Genomic DNA, 25,281 nt, shown 5'->3' on the forward strand with positions numbered 1-25,281 from the left:
AAGGAGAAATGGAAATAAGTAAGGAGTTGTGCGATGCAGGAATCGACAGTGACGGTCAAAGGGCAGACCACCCTGCCGCGGGATGTGCGCGCGGCCCTTCACCTCGCGAGCGGGGATAAGGTGCGCTACGTGATCCTCGATGGCGAAGTGCGGATAGTGAAGGCGCGCTCCGTCAAGGAGCTCAAAGGCGCGTTGATGCGGAAAGGCACGCCTCCCGTGTCACTGGACGATATGGAGGCGGCTATCGTCGCAGGTGCCACCGCATCGGCGGGTGAGACCAAGTGATTGCCCTCGATACCAATGTTCTCGTCCGCTATCTGGTTCAGGACGATGCGGCTCAGGCGCGCATCGCCTCTGAGGTGATCGATAGCCTGTCCGATGCCGCGCAAGGCTTTGTGGGCCGTGAGGTTTTGATCGAACTCGTCTGGGTTCTGGAGCGCGCCTATGGGTTCAACCGGGTCGAGATTGCTGCAGCACTCGATGGCCTCCTGGCCGCGACGGAGCTTTATATCGAGAGCGCCGATGATCTCGGCCTCGCAATCGAGCTCTATCGCAACGATGGTTACGGCTTTGCCGACATGATGATCGTGGCCGCCGCGCGCCGGGTTGGGGCGAAAGAACTTGTCACCTTTGATCGCAAGGCGGCGCGGTTGCGCGACGTGCGCTTGCTCGAAGCCTGAATTCATGGCTGCTCCTCCGGGTTTTGCGGATCTGCGCCATTCTCCAGCGGGTCCGTGCTGTCACCCGCAGGGGAATCCACGGCCAAAGTCTGCTGCGCGCCCTGCGCCGGAGACCCCGGGCGGCGGAAGTCGAGACCAAGGGCCGCCTCGCGCGATCGCTCGGCCGCAATTTCCCGATCGACCTGCTCGGCGTCATAGCCGCGCTCGGCAATGGCCTGCGTGCGGGATTTGAGCCCCGCCTCGATTTGCGCGATTTCGGCATTGGCGTCTTTCAAGGGATCGACCCAGTCCCATTTCGTGGGGAGCCAATCGGCAGCAAGCATACGCGGCCGTTCCGTTTCATAGCCGGGCAGGGCAAGCGCGCCCGAGAGCACCGCCAGATCCAGCCAGCGCGCGTAAACGGGGCGGCAAAGCTGATAGACCATGACCGAATGCTGCCAGGCCGAGACCCGACGGCGGAACTCTATGAGCGCCAGACGCGAGTTCGAGAAGTTCCCCTTCACCATGTCATTGGCGAGATAGGGGTAGGGAATTCCCAAGGCCGCCGAGATCTGCAAAAGTGTGCGATACTGGAAGGGCTCATAGGTGGCGCCGCTATCAGCGGGCTGGCCCACGGTCACATCTTCGCCCGGATCAAGTCGCACGATCTGGCCCGGGCTGATCTCGACGCCTGCAGGCATCTCTTCATCGTCCAAGGGCGCGAGCGGGTTTTCCGGGGCGGGGGAGGTCACGAACATCGCATACATCGCCGCAACCTTTTTGCGGTCGAGTTCCGCATCGTCATACTGATCCAAGAGGAAGAGCTTCACGATGGCGGGCGCGAGCTTCGAGACCCCGCGCAGCTGCCCGGCCTCGACCGGATCGATCACATGAATGACCTCGGAGGCCGGCACGCGGGTGATCTCGCCCGCAAGCCCTGGATCGGTGCTGTCGCCGGGATGGCGGCGCAGGAAATGGTACGCAACGCGGCGCCCGATGCGATCAAACTCGATGCCCTGGCGGATAGCATTTCCGTTGGCGGCGATACCCGTTTCATGAAGCGGCAGCATTTCGGAGGGCAGCATTTGCAGCTGCAGGGGAACGGTCAGCCCATCCTCGGCACGCCGTGGGCGAATGCGAATGAACACTTCGCCTGCCAAAAACACCTCGCGCGCGGCGCGGCGTTGTAGCCCGTAGAAATCGGTTAAGCCCTCGGCATCCGCCTCATCGGTCCAGGCGAGCCAAAGGCGTTGCAGCTTTTCCTTGCGTGTCGCATCTGCAAGCTTCGAGATCGGCTTGATCCCGTCGCCCACGGCATTGGCGGCCCAGCTTTCCACCGCATTCACCGCATAGCCATTGTTGCGCACGAGCCAGCGGGCGCGAGCGGTGATATCCGGCCCCGAGGCGGCAATGAGCGCATTCACATGCGCCCGCGTCGCGCGGAACCCGCGCAGGCGGCGATGGTGCTGGCCCGCATCAAAGCCACCAATGAAAGCGCCAAGGCGCTGCCGCCAGTTCATCGCGGCCCCCATCACAGGTCTTTCACGGCATAGGGCCGCAGCACGCGGCCCGCGCCGCGCTCGAGCTTGGCGATGCGGCGCTCCACATCCCCAATGGCAGCGGCCAGCTCGGCATCCGTGCCGTAACTCACCGTCTTGCCGTCATAGCTGACAGACCGCGTGCCACTGTAGCGCGCGCTCAGCAGTGCGCTCAGGCGGAGTTTCAACTCATCGAGGGTCATTCTTCAGTCCATGTATTTCGGGGTGCTGATCTTCCAGCCGCGTCGCCGGGGGCTGGCGATCCGCCCGGCTTGTGGTTCGTTAGGCTTCTCAGGTTCAGCGCTCTGAGCGCTTGCTACCGTTTCCACGCCTGCTTGCTTCTCCAACTGACGCCACATCCGCTCGTCAAAGCGGTCAGCGCCAAGTATCCAGGCGGCGGCACGGGCATAAACGCGGGTATCGAGCGCCTCATTCCGCTCGCGCATTTTTTGCCATTCCTGGCGGGCGTAACCGCGCCGGTCGCGGATCGTGACCAGCTGCTCGGCCACGAGCTGCTTCAGCCATTCGCTGTCCGCCCAGTCGGGCAGATGGATCGTGCCCGCAGGCATCGGCACGCCGAGCGCCCGGTCCTCGTCCGAGGGGCGCTCGAGGCGCAAGTACCGATAGGTCTCCGCCTTGAAGGTGGCGGTGGCGACCGTCCAGAGCCGCGCGCCGCGTTTGAGCTTGCGCCCATTGCCCGTCGCATCAACGAAGGTCGGCCCCGAGACGGGTGTGGCGCGGTTGAAGCCTTCCAAGCCTTTGACCGAGGCCACCTGCGCAATCCCCTGCGCCCGCGCCCAGGCGTAAACGGCAGAGGTTTCATAGCCGGTGTCGATGGCGAGTTTCGCGAGCGGCATGACCGCGCCCTGTTCATGCAGCCAGGTCTGCCCCAGAAGGGCCGTGAGCTTGGCCCAGCAGGCCGGATCATCCGGCCCACCCGGAATGACAATGTGATCGACGAGCCAGCTTTGAAGGCCTCGGCCCCAGGCCCAGACATCGACCTCGATGCGGTCTTTCTGCACATCAGCCCCGGCGGTGAGGAAGAGCCCACCCATCGGGATTTGCGCGGCAAAGGCCTCGCGCCGATCCGCCAGCCGCTGCCATTCGGGCGCATCGCCGCTTTCAACCCAGGTCTCGCCGAGGATTGTGTTGCGCGCCGCGCGCAGCATCTCGTCCGAGCCCTGGGCGGCCAGCCATTCGCGCGCAATCTGCTCCCAACTTTTCCAGCCGATCGGCGAATAGAGGGCAGACATGTGGAAGCCGATTGCCGTCGGATCGGCCGAAGTGGCCGTCGCCCGCCATTCGCCCCGCGCCAACATTTCCGTCTTGTGGTGCTCGGCAATCAGCCGCTCACAGCCCGCGCAGGCATAGGCTGCCGTTTCGGGGCGGCCTTTGTCCCAACGCAGGCGCTCGAACTGCAGCCATTGCATCGCCCCACAATGGGGGCAGGGCACAAAATAGCGGCGCTGATCGCTTGCTTCGAACTCGCGTTCAATCCGGCTCAGCCCTCGAATGGTCGGGGTTGAGACCATGAACACTTTGCGCCGATGCGCAAAGGTGGTGGTGCGCGCTTCCGCCAAAGTGACCGGATCGCCTTCTTCATCGGCTGAGGCCGGATAGGCATCGACCTCATCCAAAAACACATAGCGCGCGGGCATCGAGCGCAGACCCGTCGCCGAGTTCGCGCCGGTCAGCACCAGAATGCCGCCCGGGAACTCTTTCGAGAGCATCGAGTTACCCGCGTCGCGCGAGCGCGCCGGTTGTACGCGCTCTTTCAGCGCCGGGCTTTCTTCGATGAGCGGATCAATCCGGCCGCGCGATGAGCGTTTGGCCATCTCCACTGTCGGCAGCACCGCAAGCATCGGCCCCGGTGCGTGATGGATCACGAAACCGATCCAGTTGTTGCCTGCCTCTGTCGCGCCAACCTGCGCGGCTTTCATGAAGCTGATCCGCTGTGCCGGGTGGCTGGGCGACAGCGCATCCATGATCTCGCGCAGATAGGGTGTCCGCGCCGTGCGGTATTGACCGGGTTCAGCCGAAGCCCGCGAGGAGAGCTTGCGGTGCTTGTCGGCCCATTCGGACACTGTCAAATCCGGATCAGGGCGCATGCCGCGCCGCCAGGCGCGCAGAATATCCTCGGCCCCATCAAAGGCGAGATCGAGGCCGGCGGTCAGATCAGATGTATCCTCCCCTTCATCATGCAAGCCCGACCCTGAGGTCGGCCAGGGCGTCGAGCTGCTCTCGGACATGGGTTTCCAGCACCCTTTGCAAGATCGCCGTCTCGATCGTTACCGCCTCGCCGGTTGCTGCCTCCATCTTTGCGGATAATTGCGCCGCCATCAGCGCAGCCACACGGGTGGGCCAGGTGACCCAGGTATCGCGCTCTTGCCGCGCGAGGCGAAACACCAGGGTTTCGGCGCGTGCGCGATCGACCAGTGCGCCCTTTTTCTTCTGGATCGCGAGTTGGCGCTCCTGCGCCTGATAGACGGTGAGCGCCGTACGTGCTTTCAAATAGGAGGTGGTGTCACCAGAACCGGAAACGGTCCCGCCCCCAAGCGCTGCTCCACCGCCAACGCCACCACCCGCGCCATCTGCAAGCCCCGTGCGCGAGCGCATCTGCTGGTCGGGATCGGTGGCACCACCCCGACGCGCATCAGAGGCGGCGGCGTTGATTGACCCATCGGCATAAAGCACGAGCCGCCCGTTCTTGCGCGCTTTCTGCACGCCGCCGCGCGAGAGGCCGGCATGTTCGGCATAGGCGCGTTCAGACAGGCCTTCCATGGCGCTTGAGATTCCTTCAATGCACTGAAGTTAATCACAAAATGTGATCTATTCGAGTTGATAGATCGGCCCGGTAGAGCGACTCTTACTCAACGAAACGCCGCATCGGAGCAACCACCATGACCCAAGCAGACCCTTGCAACGCTGAAACGCGCCCCTCCCCGCCGCACAGGGCGGAGGCCTATGTCCCTCTTGCTTCGCGCAATACAGAGTGGGGGTTCTATGGAACGATCGAACGCGCAGGCGAAAGCCCGGAAACGGCTTGGCGCATTGCCTCGGCGCTGATTGCGCTCGCGACCTCGGCTGATGACCAAAACGGATATGGCGCCGAAGGCGTGCGCGATTTCCTCGATAGCCGCGATGGGCGCCATTTTGCGGATATGGTTGCGGGGTTCATCGCAACGGCGCCTGGCGGGCACACGGTGTTGGACCGGGTAATCCTCAAAGCGATCGAAACCCACCAAGGCTGGAAGACGGATCGGATGATGGCGCGCAGCTGCGGTATCCCGGTCGGGCTGCCGTATCTGAGTGGCATGGTTCATTACTATGCAGGTCTCGCCGAGCACGAGGGGGAGGCATGAGATGATCAAACTCACCGAGTCCCAAACTCTCATCCTGACCCGCGCTGCTGTTCGTCCGGGCAATCTGGCACTGCCGCTCCCCAAGGGGCTGGCGGGTGCTGCCGCCAGGATGGCGATTGGCAAAATGATCGAACGGGGCTGGATCGAAGAGGTTGAAGCCAATCTGCGCCAAGGCGAACCGCTCTGGCGCGAAACCGGCTATGGCCATGGCACGACGCTGATTGCGACCGAAGCGGGGCTTGAGGCGATCGGCATTGAGCCGGTCGTGGCCGCCACCGTCACCGCGCTGCGCAAATGCGCGGCACCGGCGCAATTGCCCGGCGCGGGCGAAAAATCCGCCGTAACCCGATCCGGCACCAAACAGGCGCAGGTGATTGAGCTCCTCAAGCGGCCCGAAGGCGCGACGATTTCTGAGATTTGCGCCGCGACGGGCTGGCAAGCTCACTCCGCCCGTGGGGCGATTTCCGGCGGGCTCAAGAAGAAACTGGGGTTCGACATCACCACCGCTGCAGATGACAAGCGGGGGCGAATTTACCACATTCACGAAGCGCGGTAAGGACGCCCCGGCTGCGCGGCACTTGCCTATGCCGCCCGCCGCTGCGCTTTCAGGGAAGCGAAGCTTTCGCCTGTCCCGGCCAACACGGCCGTCTGCCCTGTGAGGTTTTGCCATCGTTCAACAGCCACATCGACATAGGCCGGGTTCAACTCGATGCCGTAGCAGATGCGCCCCGTGGTCTCGGAGGCTATCAGCGTAGTGCCCGACCCCATGAAGGGTTCGTACACCGCTTGCCCGGGGCTCGAGTTGTTCAGGATCGGGCGGCGCATGCATTCCACCGGCTTTTGCGTGCCGTGAACGGTTTCTGCATCCTGATCCTTATTGGCGATCTGCCAGAGCGTGGTTTGCTTGCGGTCTCCCGCCCAGTGGCCTTTGCCCTTGGCGCGCACCGCATACCAGCACGGTTCATGCTGCCAGTGGTAATCGCCGCGGCTCAGAACCAGCCGATCCTTGGCCCAGATGATTTGCGAGCGGATATTGAACCCCGCCGCTACCAGGCTTTCGGCCACGGTCGTGGCGTGCAGCGCGCCGTGCCAGATATAGGCAACATCGCCGGGAAAAAGCGCCCAAGCCTCGCGCCAATCGGCCCGATCATCGTTCAGTACCTTGCCGGTGCGCTTGGTCTTGGCTGCCCCCACCTGATTGCGCCAGGAGGGATCGTATTCCACGCCATAGGGCGGATCGGTCACCATGAGGAGCGGCTTCACGCTGCCCAACAACCGCCCGACCACATCGGCGCTGGTGCTGTCGCCGCAGATCAGCCGATGGGACCCGAGTTGCCACAGATCGCCCGCCACCGATACCGGCGTAACCGGGGGCTCGGGAATATCGTCCTCACCCTCGACCGATGCGCCGTCCGCGTCATCGCCTGCTTGCGCCGCCTTCAGCAAATTATCCAGAAACTCCGGAGAAAACCCCAGCATGCCCATGTCGAAGCCCAAGGTGCTCAGCTCGATCGCTTCCTGACTGAGAGCGAGTTCGTCCCATGTCGCCATATCCGCGATGCCGTTATCGGAGAGGCGCATGGCGCGCCGGCGGTCCTCATCAAGGTGGGACATGCGGATAACGGGGATCTTGGTCAGACCCAGTTGCGTTGCCGCCATGATACGCCCGTGCCCGGCGATCAACTCGCCGTCGTCAGAGACCATACAGGGCATGGTCCAGCCGAACTCGAGCATATTGGCCGCAAGCGCCGCCACCTGATCATCGCTGTGCAGGCGCGCGTTGCGGGCATAGGGCCGCAAGCGCTCGATCGGCCAAAGCTCAATCTGGCTTGGCATGAACGGAAGATCCATGGGGCAGGGCTCGGATAGGGGCGCGCACAGACCCGGGCGGCACCTTCGGGTGCGTCGGGGTTTGGGAGCAGCGATGTCGGAAAAAACGAACGCGCCCGCGAGGGGTGTCCTCCGGGCGCAATTCTTCGATGATCAAGGGGTAGGTCAAGATGGGCTCCTTTGTCAAATTCAAAATGGGAGCGCGGTGGATTGACGAATCTCTACGCAATGTTCACTTTACGTTCTTGTTCCGACATTGTGTTGATCATCCCCATGCAAACGCCCGCCGCCGATCCTTCCATTTGCTTGCTGCCCGTGTTCAGCAGCCGGGTTCCCGCCGGGTTTCCGAGCCCGGCCGAGGATCATGTGGAAGGAAAGCTAGACCTCAACCAGCATTTGATCCGTAGGCCCGCTGCGACCTTCTTCGTGCGTGCAAGCGGTGAGTCCATGCGCGACGCGGGCATTTTCGACGGGGATCTTCTGGTCATTGATCGCTCGCTCACGCCGCAGGTGGGGGATGTGGTGATTGCCGTGGTTAGGGGAGACCTGACGGTGAAGCGATTGGCGCGCGCGGGCCGAAACGCCTGGCGCCTGGCTGCGGCCAATGCGGCGTTCCCCGATATTCCGGTCGATGAAGATGGCTGCGAGATTTGGGGCGTGGTGACGAACAGCATCCGGCGCCATTGCCGGCGGTGATGCCATGCCGACCTTCGGCCTCGTGGATTGCAACAACTTCTACGCCTCATGCGAGCGGGTGTTTCAGCCGGACCTGGTGCAGCGCCCTGTGGTGGTTTTGTCGAATAACGACGGCTGTGTGATTGCGCGTTCCCAGGAGGCAAAGGCGGTTGGCATTCCGATGGGGGCTCCGCTCTTCAAAATCCGGGAGATCATCAAAGACCACGACGTTGTCGTGCGCTCATCGAACTATGCGCTTTATGGCGATCTCTCCGAGCGGGTGATGAGCCTTCTGGCGGAAGAAGCGCCGCGCGTGGAAATCTACAGCATCGACGAATGTTTCCTCGATTTGCACAAGCTGGCCGTTCCCGATCTGGCCGTATGGTGCGCGGAGCTGCGGCGCAAGGTGAGGCTCTGGACAGGCATTCCGGTCTCTGTCGGCATCGGCCCCACCAAAACGCTTGCGAAGCTGGCCAACAAGCTGGCCAAATCCTCGCCGCGTGCAGGCGGGGTGTTGGATCTGGTGCATCATCCGGACTGGATCGAGCCGGCGCTCCGCAAAACAAAAGTGGGCGATGTTTGGGGGATCGGGCGGCGCTGGTCTGCGATGCTGGAGGAGCGGGGGATTAAGACAGCTCTCGATCTGAGCCGGGCGCAAGATGGCTGGGTGCGCCAGCGCATGGGGATCGTCGGGTTGCGCACTGTTCATGAGCTGCGGGGCATTGCCTGCCACGATCTGGAAACTCAGCCTCCGCCCAAGCAGACGACCTGCTGTTCCCGAAGCTTTGGCAAGGCCGTCGCCCAGCGCGAGGAGGTCCATTCTGCGGTTCTGTCCTTTGCCGAACGGGTCGCAGAAAAAACGCGGGCCGCGAACCAGGTGGCGGGGGCGCTGCAGGTGTTTCTATCGACCGATCGGTTCAACACGTCCGCCCCCCAGTACAGCTCCGCCGCCACACTCCGGTTTCTGGTCCCGACCGCAGATTCAAGGGATATCCTGAAAGCCGCCAGCAATGCCTTTGGCAAAATCTGGAAGCCGGGCTTTGCCTATCGCAAGGCGGGTGTGATCTTGCTCGACCTGTCCACGCCCGACGCGTGGCGCGGCGAATTGTTTGATCAGCGACCGCAGCAGAGCGACGATCTGATGCAGGCCGTTGATGTCATCAACCAGCGCCACGGGCGCGGCGCGATTGCGTTTGGATTGGCGCCGAAATCCCGCCCGGCGCACTGGGCGATGAAACAAGATATGCTGTCCCCGCATTACACAACGTGCTGGTCGGAGTTGGCCGTTGCGCGGGCGGCAGACCACTTATCCGGCCCATCGCGTTAATCTGTGCTGATCTCACGTCGCCAAAAACGTGGCAAACTCGTCCAGATCGATACGATCGCTTACAAGTTTGTTTTCAGGGGCATCCGGGTCGGCAAATCCCATCGCCATCCCGCAGATCAAAATTTCGCTTTGTGGAATTCCCACGGCCTCATGAACCACATTGCCAAACTCGCACCATGCCTGTTGCGGGCAGGTTTCAAGCCCGTGGTCGCGTGCCAGAAGCATGACGTTTTGCATGAACATCCCGCAATCAAGCCAGGAACCGTGCAAGAGATCCCGATCCATCGTGAAAAATAGCCCCACAGGCGCGCCGAAGAACTCAAAGTTGCGGAGCATCGCCTGCGTCCGGGCAGGGTAGTCATCCCGTGCTATCCCATAAAGCTCGTAGAGGGCATAGCCGACCTGACGCTTGCGAGAGAGGTAGGGCTCGGGCAGCGGTGATGGCATGTAGGGGTATTCTTCGAACCGTTCGCCCGCCAAAGCGGCAGCGCAGACGGCCTGCGACACGCGATTGCGCGCTGCGCCAGTTACGCTCCAGACCTTCCACGGCTGCGTGTTCGTACCCGAGGGGGCCCTTGCGGCATCGGTCAAAATTGCCCGGAGCGTTTCGGCGGGAACATCATCGGGCAGGAACCGCCGGATGGACCGGCGGCCGGTGATGATCCGGGTTGCAGACCGGGGCTGGAATTGCGTTGAGTCCGCATCGGGCGTGTTGGCGGTCTGCGCTGTTTCAGAAGACATGCTCATGGTTAATCCTGTGGCTCCACGGTCTTACGTATTCCATTTTGCCGTTGTTGGCGCAGAATAAAACGCTGAATTTTCCCGCCGGGTGTTTTGGGTATAGGGCCTTGTGGCCGACTAGCACAACGCGTTGGTCAGTGGGCGATCGCTCAGGCAAAGACGACGCAAATGGCGCGCTGGATTAGGTGGCTTCCTCACGCTTGGATTTGGCTAGGGTGGCTTCCCGGTGGCTTCCACCGAAGCCAGCGCTGAAAATTTCTAACCATCTGATGTTGAATCAAAAATCAGCCTTGGTCTCAGCAGGTGGATTCCAGGTGGATTCCCCGGTGAGGAAGCCAGTCGCTAGCGAAATGGCGCGCTGAGCCCCCCCGTATACGTGAAGGGCCGGGGAGGAACCATGCCGGGGGGGGGGCGTTCTCGGCCCTGGGAGGTAAGGGACAAATTCAATAAATATTTCCAAGGGCCTTGAAGCGGTCATGGAGGCGGTTCGTCGTTCTCGCGAGCGCGCGTAATCGTATCTCTGAACGTGGTCGCAGTTGGACGCAGATCAAAGTTCCGCGCCCTGCAGGCAAAACAAACACTCAAAGTGTTGTACAAGTGGCACCTTCGGCATTCGTGGAGGTTGATGTTCAATCGGGAGAGTTGACGTAATGGGTTCGGAAAACAAAAAACATCGTCCGCCAGCTGCATCTGAGCAGCCTGAGACAAGCGGACCGCTTCCCGAAGCTCCGGTTGCCTTTCAAACATCAGAAGGACTCGAGCCCGTCCAGCTGGGCTAAAATGGCCGGGTCACGCACATCCCACGCTATCATCCCTGCGCGCCGTGCCGCGGCCAACCCTTCGTCGGAATCCTCCAATACGAGGCACTGCGTCGGGTCAGCGCCAAGACGCTGGGCGGCGAGGGAAAATATGGCCGGGTCCGGTTTTGCCCGGCCGGTATCGGACACGGTGACAACAACTTCGAACAGGCTCGACAGGCCGGCCCCGTCCAGCACCGCCAGCACTACCGGCGTCTCGGCATTGGAGCCCACGGCGATCGGAACCCGGCCAGAGAGGCTCCGAGCGAAGCGGGCAATGGGAGGATTTTCTACGGCAATCTCCCGGGCGTGGGCTATGGTCAGCTCCAGACTGGCCTCAACCATCTGCATTCGATCAAGTTTGAAACCGGCCTGCGCCATGACGTCTCTGGCTAATGCCTCGGTGAGGGCAACTCGATCAAGCCCCTTGCGCAGGTCATACCAAGCGCGCGTCATGCCGTACCCCTGCGCCTGGGCGGCGGCGTTGAAGGCGTCGAAGTGAAGGTCCGCGGTCAGCGCCAAGGTGCCGTCAACGTCAAAAATTACAGCGTTGAAGGGAAATCTGGTCATGGGGCGTCAGGTCCTGAAAAGGCCGCAACCAAAGTGCGGGGATCGAGCGGCTTCGCCAAGGTGACAAGCTTCTTGCCGGGGCGATCAGAGAACGGATGGCATTCGGGGAGACGGCCCGACACCACGGCTACGGCCGACCCCATGGCAAGAGCTACCTCGGCAATCCGCCAACCATTGGGCTGACCCGAAAGCGACAGGTCCGTCACTACGAGGTCAAATTGACCGTCTTCAAGGTGCGCCAAACCTGTTTCCAGATCGGGCGCGGTTACGAGGCCTCCTGCAAGGGGCGCAAGGGCACGGCAATGGGCATCCAAGTCCTCAGGATCATCGTCGATGATCAGAACCCGGCGCCACACGTCCTTAGAGGTCACGTCCGGCTCGGGCTGGAGCGGTTCCCTAGGAAGGGTCATCGTCACCGTTGTGCCCGTGCCAAGCTGCGACCGGATCAGCATCTCGCCCCCGGACTGGCGGATGAACCCATAGACCATGGCTAGGCCGAGACCCGTCCCACTGCCATCGCTGCGCGCTGAGAAAAACGGCTCCATGGCGTGTTTGAGCACCTCGTCGCTCATGCCCTGGCCGGTGTCAGTCACGTCGATCCGGGCGATCTGCGGGGTTGCGCTTACAGCCAGGGTAATCCGCCCTGGTCCCTCGATGGCGTGTGCGGCGTTCAGGCAGAGGTTCAACAGCGCGCTTTCGAGCTGCCCGGGGTCGACCCTGACGATCACGCTGTACGCGCCGGGATCAATCTCGAAGGTAATCTCGTCGCGCAACGCGAGGGCCACGAGGTCGGCTACACCTTCAACAAGGGTGCCCAACTCTATCGTTTCTGGTGAAAGCCGCTGGCGGCGGGCAAAGGCAAGCAGCCGCTGGACCAGAGCAGTCCCAATCTCGGCAGCATTGGTAATTGATCCGAGCAGCTCGCGTAGGCGATCCGGCGAGGCATTGTCCAGAAGGTGCAGGCTGGCGTTGATCGTGGACAGTACATTGCCGAAATCATGGGCGACTTCGCCGGTCACTTTGCCCAGAGCCTCGATCCGGCGGATCTGTTCCATTCGACCCTCGAGCTGGTGCTGCTCGGTGACATCGGTGAGGAGGACGACCTGCCCGCCGTTGGGAAGCGGACTGGAGCGCCGGGTGAAATAGCGCCCATCGGGGCCGACCATGCCATCCCGCCCGGTGGGGGTTTCTTCGATCACCCAGCCGGCCTGCCCGATGAGGACTTCCAGCGAGGCACGGGCAACCGGATGGTGTGGCCCGAGATTAAGCATTTCGGCAAAGCGGTCGTTGTGCATGAGGATCGTCTCGGCGTCCGACAGGATGGCCACCCCGTCACTGATGCCACGCATCATGTTGTCAAAAAGGGCTGTCCGTTGGGCCAGCCGCCGGTTCGAGCGATCAAGTCGCAGTGTATTGGCCCGAAATGTTCGAAAGGCGAAAAACAGTTTGCCGATTTCATCCCCGGCGCCCTCCCCGCGTGGTAGACGTGAGGATCTGTCGCCGGCTGCGAGCCGCATCATGGCATCTGAAACCGCTTTGAGGTTACCCGTGACATAGCCAGAGACAAACAGCGCCGCGGTCAGTGCCAGCGCCGCCGCAAAGAGTGCGATGATCAAGATTAAGGTTTTCTGAAGTCCGATAGCTGAGGTGGTTTCCTCCCGTTCCGCCGCGATGACTCCCTGCGCCTGCGCCGTGGTAGCCTCTGCCTCGGCGATCAGCGTAGCGGCATTCCGGCGCACCGCGTCGAGGGCGGCGCGCGCTGCGATCTGATGTGTTAATTCCAATCGGCGCGCATCGAACAGGCCGTCGGGGCCCTCGGCAAGCGTGCGCATCCTGTCTAGGTCTGCCCGCCCGCTGGCTAGGTTATCCGTTGTCGCTGCCAGCCGAAGTCGGTGATATTCGCGCTGAAACTCGCCGACACCGATCAGGTTTTCCGCCCGCCCGGCCCCGATCAGCGCCGCAGCAAGGCGTTCGAGCGCGAACCAGTCCTGCCGCTCGTGAAGCGGGGCGCCGGTACCGGCCACAAGGCGGGCAACCCGACGCTCCATACCGGCCAGTTCTGCGTTGATCCGCAAGGTCCTGTCCCGAAAGATCGCGCGTTTCTGCATATGGTGGACGAGGGACGTCACCGCCTCGTCCAGATCGGTCAAAACCGGGTCAAGGGAGGGGTTCGGGCCGTGTGCGCGTCGGATATCCTCGACCATCCCGCGGGTTGCGTCGCCTTCCTGGGAAATACGAAAGGGGCTGTCGAGCAGAAGAATGAAAGGTGCCTTGGTTGCGACGTCGGCGGCCTGGCGCGACAGGGTCAGCGCTCTGTCGACCGCCTCTAGCGTATCGCTGTGAAGCCGCTCGACCCTTTTCGTGGTCCGCTCCAGTGCGGTCCAGGCGATGGCGCCCACCAAAAACGTGGCAAAGGCCAGTGCCGCAAGAGCAAAGAACAGCCGTGCGCGGACGCTTGCCCTAACTGAGAACTGGCACCCCATCCGCTAGCGCCCCATCCCAGTGACAAAGACATAGCCCTGTCCACGGCGCGTTTGCAGGTGGATGGGTTTGGAAGGCACCGCCTCGATTTTGCGCCTCAGCCGCAGGATTAGCACGTCGATGGTTCGGTCGACATAGTGGTTGATGTCGCTACCGAGCTCGCTCAACAGCTCGACGCGCGGTATGATCCGGCCGGGGTTGCGCAGGAAATATTCCAAGAGCCGGTATTCGCCATTGGTCAGGGCGATCTCGCCACCGTCCGCACCGAACAGCTCGCGCCGCTCAAGGTCCAGCCTGTGCGCGCCAAACCTGATCGACTGCCCAGAGACGCGCGGCGGATACGCAAGGGCCGGATGCCCAGCACGGCGCAGAACGGCCCGGATCCGCGCGACCAGCTCACGCGGGTTGAACGGTTTCATCAGGTAATCGTCGGCGCCGGTCTCGAGCCCCTCGATCCGGTCGCTCTCATCGCCGCGCCCAGTCAGCATGACGATGGGTACACCGAAGCGCTGCCGTAACTCCACCGCCAGGGCCAACCCGTTCTCCTCCCCCAACCTGAGGTCAATGAGGGCGAGGTCTACATGAGGCGTCCCGCGCATGGCGAAGAACGATGCCCCATCCGGCATGGACAGGGCTTCGAACCCGCTCTCTCTGAGCAATGCAGCCACCGACTGGCGCAGATCGGCGTCATCGTCGATGACGGCAACCACCGGCGGTCTGGTATTCTGGTCGCGTATCTTCACCGGCTCCTCCTCCGGCCTTCGCGGGTCTCGGCCCACCCGGATGACGTTGCGCTGCGGCAGCGCTCGTGTCACCCCCCAAGCCCCAAGTTGTAACATTGTTCATCTAAAACCCGGGTAAACGCCATGGTATTTGCGCTCGAAGGGCTCGCTTTCGCTGTAAGGCTGGTGCCACACTTGAGCATGACCGCGGTGGAGGGCCGCGGACAGTCTGGGAGGACGCCATGAAGAAAACCTATGCAATTTCCGCCTTAGCCCTGGCTGCCGGGCTCGCCGGTACCGCCGCCATGGCTGATACGCTCAACGTAGTCTGTTCTAACGAACAGGCTTGGTGCGATCTGATGGCGCAGAATTTCGAAATCGACACAGGGATAGATGTGGCCGTCGTACGCAAGTCGACCGGCGAGACCCTGGCGCAGATCCGTGCTGAAGCTGGCAACCCCAAAGTTGACGTCTGGTGGGGCGGCACTGGCGACCCGCATCTTATCGCCGCGTCCGAGGGGCTTACCACGCCGTCGGGCGTCGATGTGTCGGGCCAGCTTGGCTGGTCGCAGGCGATGACCGAGATGTCGGGCGGCAAGGCCGTCGGCGTCCATGTCGGCCTACTCGGCGTCATCTACAACACCGAGATTCTTTCCGAAAAAGGCCTCGACGCGCCGGCTTGCTGGCGCGACCTTGCCAAGCCTGAATATAAGGGCGAAATTCAGGTGGCGAACCCGAACTCGTCGGGCACCGCCTATACCGAGCTCGCCACACTGGTGCAGCTCTTTGGCGAAGACGAAGGGTTCAAGTTGCTCGCTGAAATCGGCGCCAACGTGAACCAGTATACTAAGTCGGGTTCGGCGCCCGGTAAGGCGACCGCGCGTGGCGAGAACACCATCGGCATCGGCTTCATGCATGACATGGTGAACCTCAAGAAGCAGGGTTTCCCGGTCGAGATTGTCGCGCCCTGCGAAGGCACTGGTTACGAGGTCGGTGCGGTGTCGATTATCAACGGCACGCCGAACATGGAAGCGGCTCAGAAATGGGTTGAATATGTGATCTCGGCGCCGGCCCAGTCGGCCGGGCTCGAGGTCGGGGTCTATAACATCCCGTCGAACCCCGATGCGGCCACTGATCCGGCGGCGCCTGACATGGCGGCGGTCAAGCTCATTGACTACGACTTCAAGACTTACGGGGCTTCGGACACTCGAGCCCGGCTGCTCGAACGCTGGACAGCCGAGGTCAAGGACGCGGGTGGCCTCGTCGAGGAGTAATCCTCGCCGAATCTGACAATCGACCGGCCCGGTGGATACCATCGGGCCGGCTCCATCAGAGGCGGGTGATATGAGACCAACAGCGCTGTTTTGGCTGAGCGCCGGGCTGATCGGCTGGGCCTTGCTGCCGTGGTATATGACTGACAGTGGGTTCTGGAGCTTTGGCTGGCTTGCTGGGCTGGTGGGCGAAAACCGCCCAGGTGCGGCATGGGCGGTTACTGGGCGCCCCTGGCTTACGCTACCAGCGCTGGGCCTCATGGGCGCGGGCATCGGGCTTGCCTTCACCCGCAGACAACTGGCCACAGCCCGCGCCCTCACCGGCTCGGGGGCGGCTGGTCTTGGCCTGCTCGTCGGTGAGGCGATGTTGGTCGGAACCCGCTACGGACCCGTAGCGGGCGAAAATCCGAGCCTTGGCGCGGGAGCGCTGGTCACCGCCGCGGCCCTCCTTTTCCTCGCTACCACCGGCATCTCAGGCCTTGGTAAGGGGCGCGGCGATGCCTTTGTCACTGGGCTGGTTGGTGCCATCATTGCCCTGGTCGGCATGTTCGTCTTCTACCCCCTGAGCTTCATCCTCATTCGCGCATTCGAATTGAAGGGCGGGGCGGGTTTCGGGGTCAGCGAGTTCTTCCCCAGGTTCTTTTCGTCCTCGGTCTGGGGCATCGGCTGTATGTCCGGTCAGGGCCATTGTGGCCCGGCGATCAACTCTCTGATGCTCGGGCTCGCCACCGCCACTGGCACGACCTTCATGGGTCTGATGTTCGCCCTCATTTTTACCCGCACCGAGTTTCCGGCCAAGAAACTCCTGCGCGTGCTCACCATCCTGCCGATCATCACTCCGCCCTTCGTGATCGGCCTTGCGCTGATCCTGCTGTTTGGGCGGGCGGGCACGATCACCGAGTTTCTCGCTTGGGCCATCGACATCCCCAAAACCCGCTGGCTCTACGGCTTTCAGGGGGTCTGGCTTGCCCAAATGCTGAGCTTTACGCCCATCGCCTTCCTCGTCCTTATCGGTGTGGTAGAGGGAGTCAGCCCGTCAATGGAAGAGGCCAGCCAGACCCTTGATGCCAACCGCTGGCAGACCTTCCGATATGTCTCGTTTCCCCTGATGCGCCCTGGCCTAGCCAACGCCTTCCTGCTCGGCTTCATCGAAAGCATTGCCGATTTTGGCAACCCCCTGGTGCTCGGGGGCAATTTCAACGTGCTTTCTACCGAGATCTATTTTGCCATCGTTGGGACTATCGCCGATCCGGCCAAGGCTGCAATCTTGTCAATCACGCTTCTGGCCTTCACCTTCAGCGCGTTCCTCGCACAGCGATTCTGGGTCGGAAATAAAAACTATGCCACCGTGACCGGGAAGGCCGACAGCGGTCGCCATGCCGCGCTGAACTCGGTGCTGCGGTGGACCGCCTACCTGGTGGCACTGCCTTGGGCGGCCTTCACCATGGTGCTCTACGCCCTCATCATCTTCGGCAGTTTTGTCAAGCTCTGGGGCTATGACCACAGCTTTACGCTTGAGCACTATATCCGCGGTTTCAAAGTGGTGATCCGCAAGGGGGTCCACTTTACCGGCGCGGCATGGGACAGTTATTTCACCACGCTGACGATTTCGGCCATCGCCGCGCCGATGACGGCAGCGGTCGGGATTGCCACCGCCTACCTCCTTGTGCGGCAGAAATTCACCGGCAAGAACGCATTCGAGTTTTCGACCATGTTGAGCTTTGCCATCCCGGGTACGGTGATTGGGGTCGCCTACATCATGGCGTTCAACTTCCCGCCGATCGAACTGACCGGCACTGGGCTGATTCTCATTATCGTCTTCGTGTTCCGCAATATGCCGGTGGGGGTGCGCGGCGGGATAGCGGCGATGAGCCAGCTCGACGCTTCGCTCGATGAAGCCTCGATTACGCTGGGCGCGAACTCGGCGACTACGCTGCGCCGGGTGATCCTGCCGCTGATGGGGCCGGCGATCCTAGCTGCGCTCACCTACAGCTTCGTGCGTGCGATCACCTCGGTGTCGGCCGTCGTATTCCTCGTCTCGGCGCGCCATAACATGGCGACGAGCTTCATTGTCGGCCGGGTCGAAAATGGCGAGTACGGCATCGCGATTGCCTATGCCTCGGTGCTAATTGTCACCATGCTCGCCGTCATCCTCGCCATGCAACTCGTGATTGGTCGGCGCACCCTGCGCCGGGCCGATCGGGTTGAAACCCATTAGGAGAATGCGATGACCAAAGGATCCGTTCGCTTCGAAAACGTCACCAAGGATTATGGTGCCGTGGTGGCTTTGAAGCCCCTCAATCTCGACATTGCTCCTGGTACGCTGGTGACTCTTCTGGGCCCCTCCGGCTGCGGCAAGACCACGACCCTGCGTCTTGTCGCGGGGCTCGAGCCGCCGAGTTCGGGGCGCATCCTGATCGGAGGCGCGGATGTGACCCACCTGTCGGCCACCTATCGGCGGGTGTCGATGGTGTTCCAGTCTTACGCGCTTTTCCCTCACATGACCGTGGTGCAGAACGTGGCATACGGGCTCACGGTCAAGCGGATGAACAAGACCGAGGCACGCCAGAGGGCCGAAGAGGGGCTGGTACTGGTCGGGCTCGAGGGATTTGCTGATCGGCTCCCGTCCGAGTTGTCTGGGGGGCAGCAACAGCGCGTGGCGGTGGCGCGTGCCATCGTGCTGGAGCCTGAAGTGCTACTCCTTGACGAACCGTTGTCCAACCTCGACGCCAAGCTGCGTCGCCATGTCCGCGAGGAAATTCGACAGATCCAGCAGCGGCTGAACCTCACCGCAATCTATGTCACCCATGACCAAGAAGAGGCGATGGCGGTCTCGGACCGGATCATCGTGATGAAAAACGCCGAGATCGCGCAGGAGGGTTCGCCCGAAGATCTCTACGATAACCCGAACTCGGCCTTTATCGCCGATTTCATAGGGGATGCAAACCTGCTTCCGGTCGATGTGACCCGGGTGGGCGAGACGACCGAGGTGCGTCTTGGAACGCTCAATTTGTCCGTGACTGCCGGGTTCGGGCGGATTGGGGCCGCGCAGCTTGTCCTGCGCCCGCACCAGATCGCCATATCACGCGAACACGCTGAGGGGCGCATCTCGGCTGAAGTTGCTTATGCGGCATATCTCGGCAACCAGATACAGTACACGCTTACCACCGAATTCGGCGAGATATTTGCCATTGCGCCGCCCACGACCCATCCGATCGGTAAGGGCGAAGCAGTTCACCTCAGTTTCGAACCTGCCGCAGCGCGCCTCGTGGAGGTTTAGGGCCGTCCTCTCAGGGGTTGCTCACTGTTGTCATGGCAAATTTCTTCTTTTGTTTGCTGTCATCTCCCACAGCTATGAACCTTCCCAAAATATTACTTCGGCCCGATTGAAGCCTGCGTGGTCGATGTTTGCCCGGTGTTCCCAGGTTTGGGACTCTTTGCGGCGGCGCATTAGTGACTGCGCGAATGCCCAGAGGGACGACGCCATGAAAAGTGTTGTCACGATTGAGTGATCGATCAGGAAAAACGGATATCATCCGGAGGCTGGGAAGGCCTTTCGCCCTTTCGTGCCTCCACCATCACCGCATCCACGGCCTCGCTCTCGGCATCACCTCGGTCACCTCGAGCTCCCGCAACAACCCGCCCGCCTGCAACCCCTCGCGCAGCCAGCCCAGCGCCGCGCACCAGTCGCTGTAGGCCTGCCGCGCCGAGGCGATCTGCTGCGGGTGGGGTGAATATGTCACCGGGCAGGCTAACACCTCCACCGTGCGCCATTTCCCACGCGTCAACACCCGTTCAAGCCCCACGACGATGGTGGTGGCCCGTTCCCCATGCTGATTGCGCTTCACCTCCACCGGCACGCAGCGTGGCACGGCACCTGGCATCCAGTCAGGCGTCAGCCCAGCGCGGGCGAGTTCTGCCACGCGGATCGCCATGCGTCTGCCGCCCAAGCTGTCTGGCATCCCAGCCACGGTTGCTGCAATCACCTCGGCATCCTCGTGGGTGTAGCTGCCCAGTTTGTATCGCCCGCCGTCGATCTTGCAGCCCAGCGCTGCGCGTTGGATGAGGATGTATTCGAGGCCAAAGCCAAAACCCTGACCACGCTCAGGGTCGGGCGGCTGCGGCAGATCGAGTTGCGCATGCTCGATGCGAAACGCCCATTCCAGCGCCTGCTGCACCGACAGGATGCGCTTTTGCCGCCCACGCCCAGCGCCGCTGCCGCTCCCATGCAATTTGCGATCATATTTCATCGGATGCCTCGCTCGCGCAAACGGTCTTCGGTGACCAGGCCTCGGGCCAGCATCGCATCGCGCATCGTGTTGGAGATTGCGCTGATCGGCAGATAGCGCTCGGAGTTCACCAAATCGGCGTAGTAGGCCGGCACGTCGGTGATCGGCGTATGGGTGGGGGCAGGGGCCGCCTTCGCTTTCCGGGGCTTTCTTGCCCCGTTCTCAGCCTTGCGCTGGGCAGCACGCTGCATGATGCGATCGAGCGCCTTCGGCCCATCCGGTGGCTCCGGGTGCTCCTGCCGTGAGGCTTCGGCAGCCTCGAGGATTTCCGCAGCGGTCAAGCCGAGGTCATCGCCCCAGCGGCGGATGTGCTCTCGGGGAGGCCAGCCCTGCCACCAGCCGGGGAGCGGGCCATCCGGGTCAAAGCCCAGCGCTGCGAGAAGCTCCTCGAAAAATTCCTCATCGAAGGTTTCGCGCGCACGCGCACCCTCCTCCTCCTTTACTGGTTTACTTAAAGGTTCTCTTACAAGGTTAGTGTCCAGTTTTGAGACACGGGAAACGTCATTTTTGAGACACGGCTTTGCGCAAAAATGAGACACGGCCCCGTGACCGGAATTGAGACACGGGGTTACGGTTTCGGAACGATCTAACATGTTGCTTTGGCGTTCATTTTTGCCAGTTCCCCCGTGTCTCATTTCTGAACACGGGAATTCGGGGGCGAAACGCGTGTCAAACGCCTCCGCCGGGCCCGCGGCGCCCTCGCCACCATCGCCGCTGTGGCCGGGGCCGCGCGGGGTGAAGCCTTGCTCGAACTGCAAGAGATACCGGGTCGGGCGCTGCTGACGCGTTTGCGGGTCCACCGAGCGCACGCGCCGGATCAAGCCCAGCGCCTCGAGAATATCGAGGTGGCGGTTCAGGGTGGCGCGGCTGATTTCGCAGTCATGTGCGAGGCGCTCCTGCGAGGGGAAGCAGCCGTAATCCGGGTTGAACCGGTCACAGAGCTGCCAAAGCACGATCTTGGTCGCGGGCTTCAACCCGCGCTGCTGGATGGCCCAGAGGGTGGCGGCATGGCTCATGGCTCTGCCCTCCGTTCTGGCGTGCCATCCGCGCGCTGGGCGGCCACAGGGCGCGCGACACGGGTGGTGATGCCATGATCGGCCAATGCGCCCAGCGCGTCATCCAGTGAGCGCACCAGTGCCCAGCCAAAGCCCTGCGCGATCACTGCCTCCCTGAACGCCTCCTGCGCGGGGCTGAGCCGCCCCTTGAGGGATTTCAGCTCGAGGAAAAGCACGCGGCCCTCGCAGAGCACGATCAGATCGGCAAAGCCGCGATGGACGCCCATGCCAACGAGGATCGCCTGGCGTTTCGCGCCACGCGGGCCAGGATCGGTCACTTCATTCGCGCAGTGATGAACAATCGCCCCCTTGGGCAGCGCAAAGCGCAGCGCGGAGACGACAGCGCGCTGGAGATCCGCCTCGGGTGTTCCGCGCCGATTCATGGCTGATCCTCCCGATCCTGCGCATCACGCCCGGAACGTCCGGGCGATTTGCCATCGATCACGATGAGCAGGATGCGGGCATCCTCGCGTTCCTCGGGCGTTTCGCCATGCTGGATCAGCACAGTGCAGGCGAGGCGGATCATGTGATCGGAATGATGCGCCACATCGGCCACGACGATGCGTGCCTCTCGGCGGCGCTCCTCGATCCAGTCTTGTCGGGCCTGATCGCGGTTGCGGTCGCGGGTTTTGCGAAAGGGCAGGGGGAAGCTCATCGACGACCTCCCGAGCGGCGTGGGTTGGGCATGCTCTGCTCTTGGGCGCGCAGCCACTGCTCGACGCTGTCACGACGGTAATACACCTTGCGGCCGATCCGGGTGGGCGCAGGGCCGATGCGTTGTGTGCCCCAGCGGCAGAGGGTTTCGGGGGACATGCGCAGCGCAGTGGCCAGATCGGCGCGGCTGATCAACTCCCCCAGGATCGACTTCATCACTTCGGTTTCGACGGTCTGCACCGACATCGCTCTCTCCATCGTTCACCCGGGCAACCTCCCGGTGCAGCGAAGAAAGCATCCGTCCTCATCCGGAATTTAGGAACGAACCGGAATTTAAAAATGAAGGTCATTCCGGTTATTATAAAACAATGGGTTAGGTGGGGTTGCGCGGGTTTTGAGGCGATTCTGCTGACCATCGAATTGAAGCCGCCGGAGAGTGCGAAACCGGCGAACAGAATTATTTTTTGCCCGACGTCGCGAGACGCTGCGCGGTCTTGCGTTTCAGAGGGAACGGTTGCTTCGGAAGGGGGTGGCCATGGCCCTGTCAGGAGCGGCGATGTTTCTAAATGACACCTGGCCAGCGCCAGAGCCTCTACCGAGGTTGCAGGTTTTTCCTGCGAGTTGTCAGAGCGTGAAGTCTGGCCCAAGGGGCCGGACGCATCACCACGCATATCTTGAAGGTCTCTTCGGCTCTGCAGTTGTGCTGCAGCACCCGGGTGCCTTGGCGTCGGGCCGGAAGCGCAGACCGCATTCCGGCATCGCAATGCCGCAGCACTGGATCGCCGCGCTGCGGGCAGTGGGCGGCTCAAGGGAAACATCCCATGTCAAAACTCACAAAATCCTATTTCCTGCTCTCTGATCTGCCCATCCGTTGGGGACACAGCCTGGCCGATATCGGTGGTTGGGCATTTTCCGGACGGTTGCAGATCGTCATGCCGATTGGCCCGGTCAGCTGCGGCAAGGAGACTGTCGCTGGTATGGTGGGGGTGAACGCGACGGATATTGCGCGATTGCTCTTCGTTACGCGCGGCCGCGACCAAAGCTGCCATGTGCGCCGCATCCGTGCAGAGGGGGCATTCGAGTGGCAGTTCATCACCGACCCCGCGCCGGGGATCGAGGTGCACCTCGAAGACCTGATGCTGGCGGCAGATGATGTGGCCGAGTTCGAGCAGATCAATGGCCTGCTGGCTTTGGGCGGCAAGACAGGACGCCGGGGCGGCCGCTCGGCCAACTACGATTGGGAGGGCATGCTGGTGGATGTGATTTTGGAGGTGGCCATCAAGGGCTTGCCGCGCACACAGGAGGACTTCCTGAAGATGATGCTCGACTGGTTTGCAGCGGAAAGCCCTGATGGCGACGTGCCCGATGCCAGTACCGTGCGCAAACGCTTTGCGCGGGTCTGGTGGCGCCTGCAGGAAAAGCTCTGAGCCCAGCCCGGCGCACTGCAGGCAAATTGCCAGCTCTAAAATGGAGGACCGCGGTTACGCGGTCCTTACCTGCGGTTCGCCGGAATGCACCAGCCGTGGTCGGGCACGCATGATATCGGCCACCTGATTGACGCCATCGCGCAGCGGCGTGTCCATCAGATGCGCATAGCGCTGTGTGGTTGTCATTTGCGTATGCCCGAGCAGGCGGCCAATCATCTCGAGTGAGGCACCACTGCTGACGAGCAAAGAGGCAAAGGTGTGGCGCAGGTCATGAATGCGCACCCCCTCGATGTTGGCCTCGCGCTGTATGCGCACCCAGAACCGGCGGATTTCTTGCACGGGTTGGCCGGGCGTATCGCCGGGGAAGAGCCAGGGGCAGCCTTTCGGGACGACAAGAAGGCGCTGGCGCACCAGTGTGGCGACATCTGCCGAAATCGGCACGCGGTGCACCTTGCGCTGCTTGGTCGTGGCAGCCTGCTTCGACCAGCTGCCATATTCGAGGTTGAAATCCTCAAAGCGCGCGGCCTTCACCTCGCCCACGCGGGCGCCGGTCAGCATACACATGCGCAGGATCGAGGCGGCGCGCTGATCCTCGGCCTTGTCGAGCGCCTGCGCCACGCGCTCGATCTCTTCCATGCTGAGGAACCGTTCGCGGAAATTCTCGGGATGCTGGTAAAACCCTTGAAACGGGTTGTCCTTGCGCCACTCCCATTCGATGGCGAGGTTGAACATCTTGCGCAGCACTTGCCCGACACGGTTGGCGCGCATCGGGGTGGGTTTCCAGCCTTGGAGCTTGCGCGCGCGATTGTTGGGCTTGAGCTTGTGCGGCCGGGGGCGGCCTTTCGCAACTTCGGCGAGAAACTTGGCAGCATCCTGCTTGGTGATCTCTGTGACCAGCCGGTTGCCCCATTCCGGCTCGACCAGCTTGCGCATCATGGAAATCTGATCCGAACGCGACCGCGCCGCCAGCCGGGGCAGGTGCTCGGCGATAAACCTTTCAATCAGATCGCTTACGCGCGGCGCTGTCCGTGACTGATCGCGCTCGCTGCGCGGATCGCCTTCGGCATCAACCATGCGGCGCAACTCTTTCGCCCGTTCCCGCGCGGCACTCGCCGACCATTCCGGCCAGGGGCCAATCCGGTATCGCTTCTGCCGCCCGTTCGCCCTGTAATCGAAAATGAATGAGCGGCTTCCCGAGCGGTAAATCCGCAGCGCAAAGCCCGCGATCTCGCTATCGCTGATCAGGTAATCGCGGCCCTCGATCGGCTCGGCATCTCGAACAAGTTTTTCATTCAACTTCAGCTTGTTACCCATGTTCAACCCTCCTTTGAACATCTCATGACGCGTAGATCGCGCGCACAATCAAGTTCAACCACGCCCAGCGCACCGGAATTGAGGAATTAACCGGAATTTAAATCGCGAAGTCATTCCGGTTGCCGAAAACAGGGCAGGGTGGAAGGACCGAAGATCGGCGTGCGGCGGAGGTTTGCGGGGCGGATTGTGCGGATGTCAAAGCCGATGGCCGCGTGCGCAATCCGAGGTCGGTGGCGCCCTTTGGGGTCGGGATTGCCCGATGCTCGCAATGATCAATCGGGCGGTTCACGTCAGCAATACGTCAGCCAATCTACGGTATAGTTCATCCGTTTGCAGCCGCCCAAACGCAATGAACCTCGGCCAATCACAAAGTGGCCTATCGCGTAAAATCAAAGAGTTACGGCTAAGTGCTTGAAAAATAAAGATCCAACAAAATCAATAGCTTACCGCTCATAACCTGAAGGCCGCAGGTTCAAATCCTGCCCCCGCAACCATCGTCTCTTGCCCAGAACGCCCACCGCAACGGTGGGCGTTGGCATTTGTCCCTAACCCATCGTCACACAACGACA

25 protein-coding genes are annotated in these 25,281 nt (G+C 62.2%); 10 read left to right on the forward strand and 15 right to left on the reverse strand.

Annotated elements, in window-relative coordinates:
- Positions 1-33: 33 nt before the first annotated feature.
- Both RYZ20_RS14505 and RYZ20_RS14510 read left to right on the forward strand, forming a co-directional pair.
- Positions 34-285, forward strand: coding sequence for an AbrB/MazE/SpoVT family DNA-binding domain-containing protein (locus RYZ20_RS14505; RefSeq protein ID WP_317674700.1), 252 nt, complete (start codon positions 34-36; stop codon positions 283-285).
- Positions 282-680: a PIN domain-containing protein gene (locus tag RYZ20_RS14510; protein ID WP_317674702.1), complete on the forward strand. Its 399-nt coding sequence runs from the start codon at positions 282-284 to the stop codon at positions 678-680. Before RYZ20_RS14505 ends, RYZ20_RS14510 begins: the two co-directional genes overlap by 4 nt.
- Before the next feature lie 2 nt (positions 681-682).
- Here the strand turns inward: RYZ20_RS14510 and RYZ20_RS14515 are convergent, their stop codons facing one another.
- From RYZ20_RS14515 to RYZ20_RS14530, 4 genes are read right to left on the reverse strand one after another with little or no spacing between them, the layout of a single operon-like run.
- Positions 683-2,179, reverse strand: coding sequence for a phage portal protein (locus tag RYZ20_RS14515; protein ID WP_317674704.1), 1,497 nt, complete (start codon positions 2,177-2,179; stop codon positions 683-685).
- An 11-nt stretch (positions 2,180-2,190) separates the two neighbouring features.
- The gene (locus tag RYZ20_RS14520) at positions 2,191-2,400 is read right to left on the reverse strand and encodes a phage head-tail joining protein (RefSeq protein WP_317674706.1); all 210 of its coding nucleotides are present in this window, start codon (positions 2,398-2,400) and stop codon (positions 2,191-2,193) included.
- A gap of 3 nt (positions 2,401-2,403) precedes the next feature.
- Entirely contained in the window at positions 2,404-4,446 is a 2,043-nt protein-coding gene (locus tag RYZ20_RS14525; protein WP_317674708.1) for a phage terminase large subunit family protein, read from the reverse strand.
- The gene (locus RYZ20_RS14530) at positions 4,394-4,978 is read right to left on the reverse strand and encodes a hypothetical protein (protein WP_317674710.1); all 585 of its coding nucleotides are present in this window, start codon (positions 4,976-4,978) and stop codon (positions 4,394-4,396) included. The genes RYZ20_RS14525 and RYZ20_RS14530 overlap by 53 nt, the downstream gene beginning before the upstream one ends.
- 119 nt (positions 4,979-5,097) lie before the next feature.
- On the opposite strand from RYZ20_RS14530, the gene RYZ20_RS14535 reads away from it, so the two are divergent.
- Entirely contained in the window at positions 5,098-5,559 is a 462-nt protein-coding gene (locus RYZ20_RS14535) for a hypothetical protein (RefSeq protein ID WP_317674712.1), read from the forward strand.
- A 1-nt stretch (position 5,560) separates the two neighbouring features.
- Positions 5,561-6,115 carry a DUF3489 domain-containing protein gene (locus RYZ20_RS14540; RefSeq protein ID WP_317674714.1) on the forward strand — a complete coding sequence of 185 codons (555 nt, stop codon included), beginning with the start codon at positions 5,561-5,563 and terminating at the stop codon, positions 6,113-6,115.
- A 26-nt stretch (positions 6,116-6,141) separates the two neighbouring features.
- Here RYZ20_RS14540 and RYZ20_RS14545 read toward each other — a convergent pair whose 3' ends face one another.
- The gene (locus RYZ20_RS14545; RefSeq protein WP_317674716.1) at positions 6,142-7,410 is read right to left on the reverse strand and encodes a site-specific DNA-methyltransferase; all 1,269 of its coding nucleotides are present in this window, start codon (positions 7,408-7,410) and stop codon (positions 6,142-6,144) included.
- A 189-nt stretch (positions 7,411-7,599) separates the two neighbouring features.
- Between RYZ20_RS14545 and RYZ20_RS14550 the strand changes: the two genes are divergently transcribed.
- Both RYZ20_RS14550 and RYZ20_RS14555 read left to right on the forward strand, forming a co-directional pair.
- Positions 7,600-8,085: a LexA family protein gene (locus RYZ20_RS14550; RefSeq protein WP_317674718.1), complete on the forward strand. Its 486-nt coding sequence runs from the start codon at positions 7,600-7,602 to the stop codon at positions 8,083-8,085.
- A 4-nt stretch (positions 8,086-8,089) separates the two neighbouring features.
- Positions 8,090-9,391 carry a Y-family DNA polymerase gene (locus tag RYZ20_RS14555; protein WP_317674720.1) on the forward strand — a complete coding sequence of 434 codons (1,302 nt, stop codon included), beginning with the start codon at positions 8,090-8,092 and terminating at the stop codon, positions 9,389-9,391.
- 12 nt (positions 9,392-9,403) lie between these two features.
- Here RYZ20_RS14555 and RYZ20_RS14560 read toward each other — a convergent pair whose 3' ends face one another.
- The 4 genes from RYZ20_RS14560 to RYZ20_RS14575 form a co-directional block, all read right to left on the reverse strand.
- Positions 9,404-10,138: a nitroreductase gene (locus RYZ20_RS14560; RefSeq protein ID WP_317674722.1), complete on the reverse strand. Its 735-nt coding sequence runs from the start codon at positions 10,136-10,138 to the stop codon at positions 9,404-9,406.
- 740 nt (positions 10,139-10,878) lie between these two features.
- Positions 10,879-11,499, reverse strand: coding sequence for an HAD family hydrolase (locus RYZ20_RS14565; protein WP_317674724.1), 621 nt, complete (start codon positions 11,497-11,499; stop codon positions 10,879-10,881).
- Positions 11,496-13,898 (reverse strand): sensor histidine kinase, encoded by a 2,403-nt coding sequence (locus RYZ20_RS14570; protein ID WP_317674726.1) that lies wholly within the window; start codon positions 13,896-13,898, stop codon positions 11,496-11,498. Before RYZ20_RS14570 ends, RYZ20_RS14565 begins: the two co-directional genes overlap by 4 nt.
- A gap of 87 nt (positions 13,899-13,985) precedes the next feature.
- Positions 13,986-14,723 (reverse strand): response regulator, encoded by a 738-nt coding sequence (locus tag RYZ20_RS14575; protein ID WP_317674728.1) that lies wholly within the window; start codon positions 14,721-14,723, stop codon positions 13,986-13,988.
- Between the two features lie 284 nt (positions 14,724-15,007).
- Between RYZ20_RS14575 and RYZ20_RS14580 the strand changes: the two genes are divergently transcribed.
- The 3 genes from RYZ20_RS14580 (at position 15,008) to RYZ20_RS14590 (ending at position 19,253) form a co-directional block, all read left to right on the forward strand.
- A complete protein-coding gene (locus RYZ20_RS14580; RefSeq protein WP_317674730.1) occupies positions 15,008-15,976 on the forward strand; it encodes an ABC transporter substrate-binding protein in 969 nt (322 codons plus the stop codon).
- 70 nt (positions 15,977-16,046) lie between these two features.
- Complete coding sequence (locus RYZ20_RS14585) at positions 16,047-18,191, forward strand: ABC transporter permease (protein ID WP_317674732.1); 2,145 nt, start codon at positions 16,047-16,049, stop codon at positions 18,189-18,191.
- Positions 18,192-18,200: 9 nt separating this feature from the next.
- The gene (locus tag RYZ20_RS14590) at positions 18,201-19,253 is read left to right on the forward strand and encodes an ABC transporter ATP-binding protein (RefSeq protein WP_317674734.1); all 1,053 of its coding nucleotides are present in this window, start codon (positions 18,201-18,203) and stop codon (positions 19,251-19,253) included.
- A gap of 298 nt (positions 19,254-19,551) precedes the next feature.
- On the opposite strand, the gene RYZ20_RS14595 is transcribed toward RYZ20_RS14590, so the two are convergent.
- From RYZ20_RS14595 to RYZ20_RS14615, 5 genes are read right to left on the reverse strand one after another with little or no spacing between them, the layout of a single operon-like run.
- Positions 19,552-20,223, reverse strand: a complete 672-nt coding sequence (locus RYZ20_RS14595) for a hypothetical protein (RefSeq protein WP_317674736.1) — start codon at positions 20,221-20,223, stop codon at positions 19,552-19,554.
- The gene (locus RYZ20_RS14600; protein WP_317674738.1) at positions 20,220-21,278 is read right to left on the reverse strand and encodes a helix-turn-helix domain-containing protein; all 1,059 of its coding nucleotides are present in this window, start codon (positions 21,276-21,278) and stop codon (positions 20,220-20,222) included. The genes RYZ20_RS14595 and RYZ20_RS14600 overlap by 4 nt, the downstream gene beginning before the upstream one ends.
- The gene (locus RYZ20_RS14605; RefSeq protein ID WP_317674740.1) at positions 21,275-21,700 is read right to left on the reverse strand and encodes a VRR-NUC domain-containing protein; all 426 of its coding nucleotides are present in this window, start codon (positions 21,698-21,700) and stop codon (positions 21,275-21,277) included. The genes RYZ20_RS14600 and RYZ20_RS14605 overlap by 4 nt, the downstream gene beginning before the upstream one ends.
- On the reverse strand, positions 21,697-21,972 hold the full coding sequence (locus tag RYZ20_RS14610) for a hypothetical protein (protein WP_317674742.1): 276 nt from the start codon (positions 21,970-21,972) through the stop codon (positions 21,697-21,699). The genes RYZ20_RS14605 and RYZ20_RS14610 overlap by 4 nt, the downstream gene beginning before the upstream one ends.
- Positions 21,969-22,217: a helix-turn-helix transcriptional regulator gene (locus RYZ20_RS14615; RefSeq protein ID WP_317674744.1), complete on the reverse strand. Its 249-nt coding sequence runs from the start codon at positions 22,215-22,217 to the stop codon at positions 21,969-21,971. The genes RYZ20_RS14610 and RYZ20_RS14615 overlap by 4 nt, the downstream gene beginning before the upstream one ends.
- A 575-nt stretch (positions 22,218-22,792) precedes the next feature.
- Here RYZ20_RS14615 and RYZ20_RS14620 point away from each other — a divergent pair.
- Entirely contained in the window at positions 22,793-23,398 is a 606-nt protein-coding gene (locus RYZ20_RS14620; protein WP_317674746.1) for a hypothetical protein, read from the forward strand.
- Between the two features lie 54 nt (positions 23,399-23,452).
- Here RYZ20_RS14620 and RYZ20_RS14625 read toward each other — a convergent pair whose 3' ends face one another.
- A complete protein-coding gene (locus tag RYZ20_RS14625) occupies positions 23,453-24,712 on the reverse strand; it encodes a tyrosine-type recombinase/integrase (protein ID WP_317674748.1) in 1,260 nt (419 codons plus the stop codon).
- Positions 24,713-25,281 lie beyond the last annotated feature (569 nt).

The organism is Pseudothioclava alba (assembly GCF_033100795.1).
Taxonomy (GTDB): domain Bacteria; phylum Pseudomonadota; class Alphaproteobacteria; order Rhodobacterales; family Rhodobacteraceae; genus Pseudothioclava.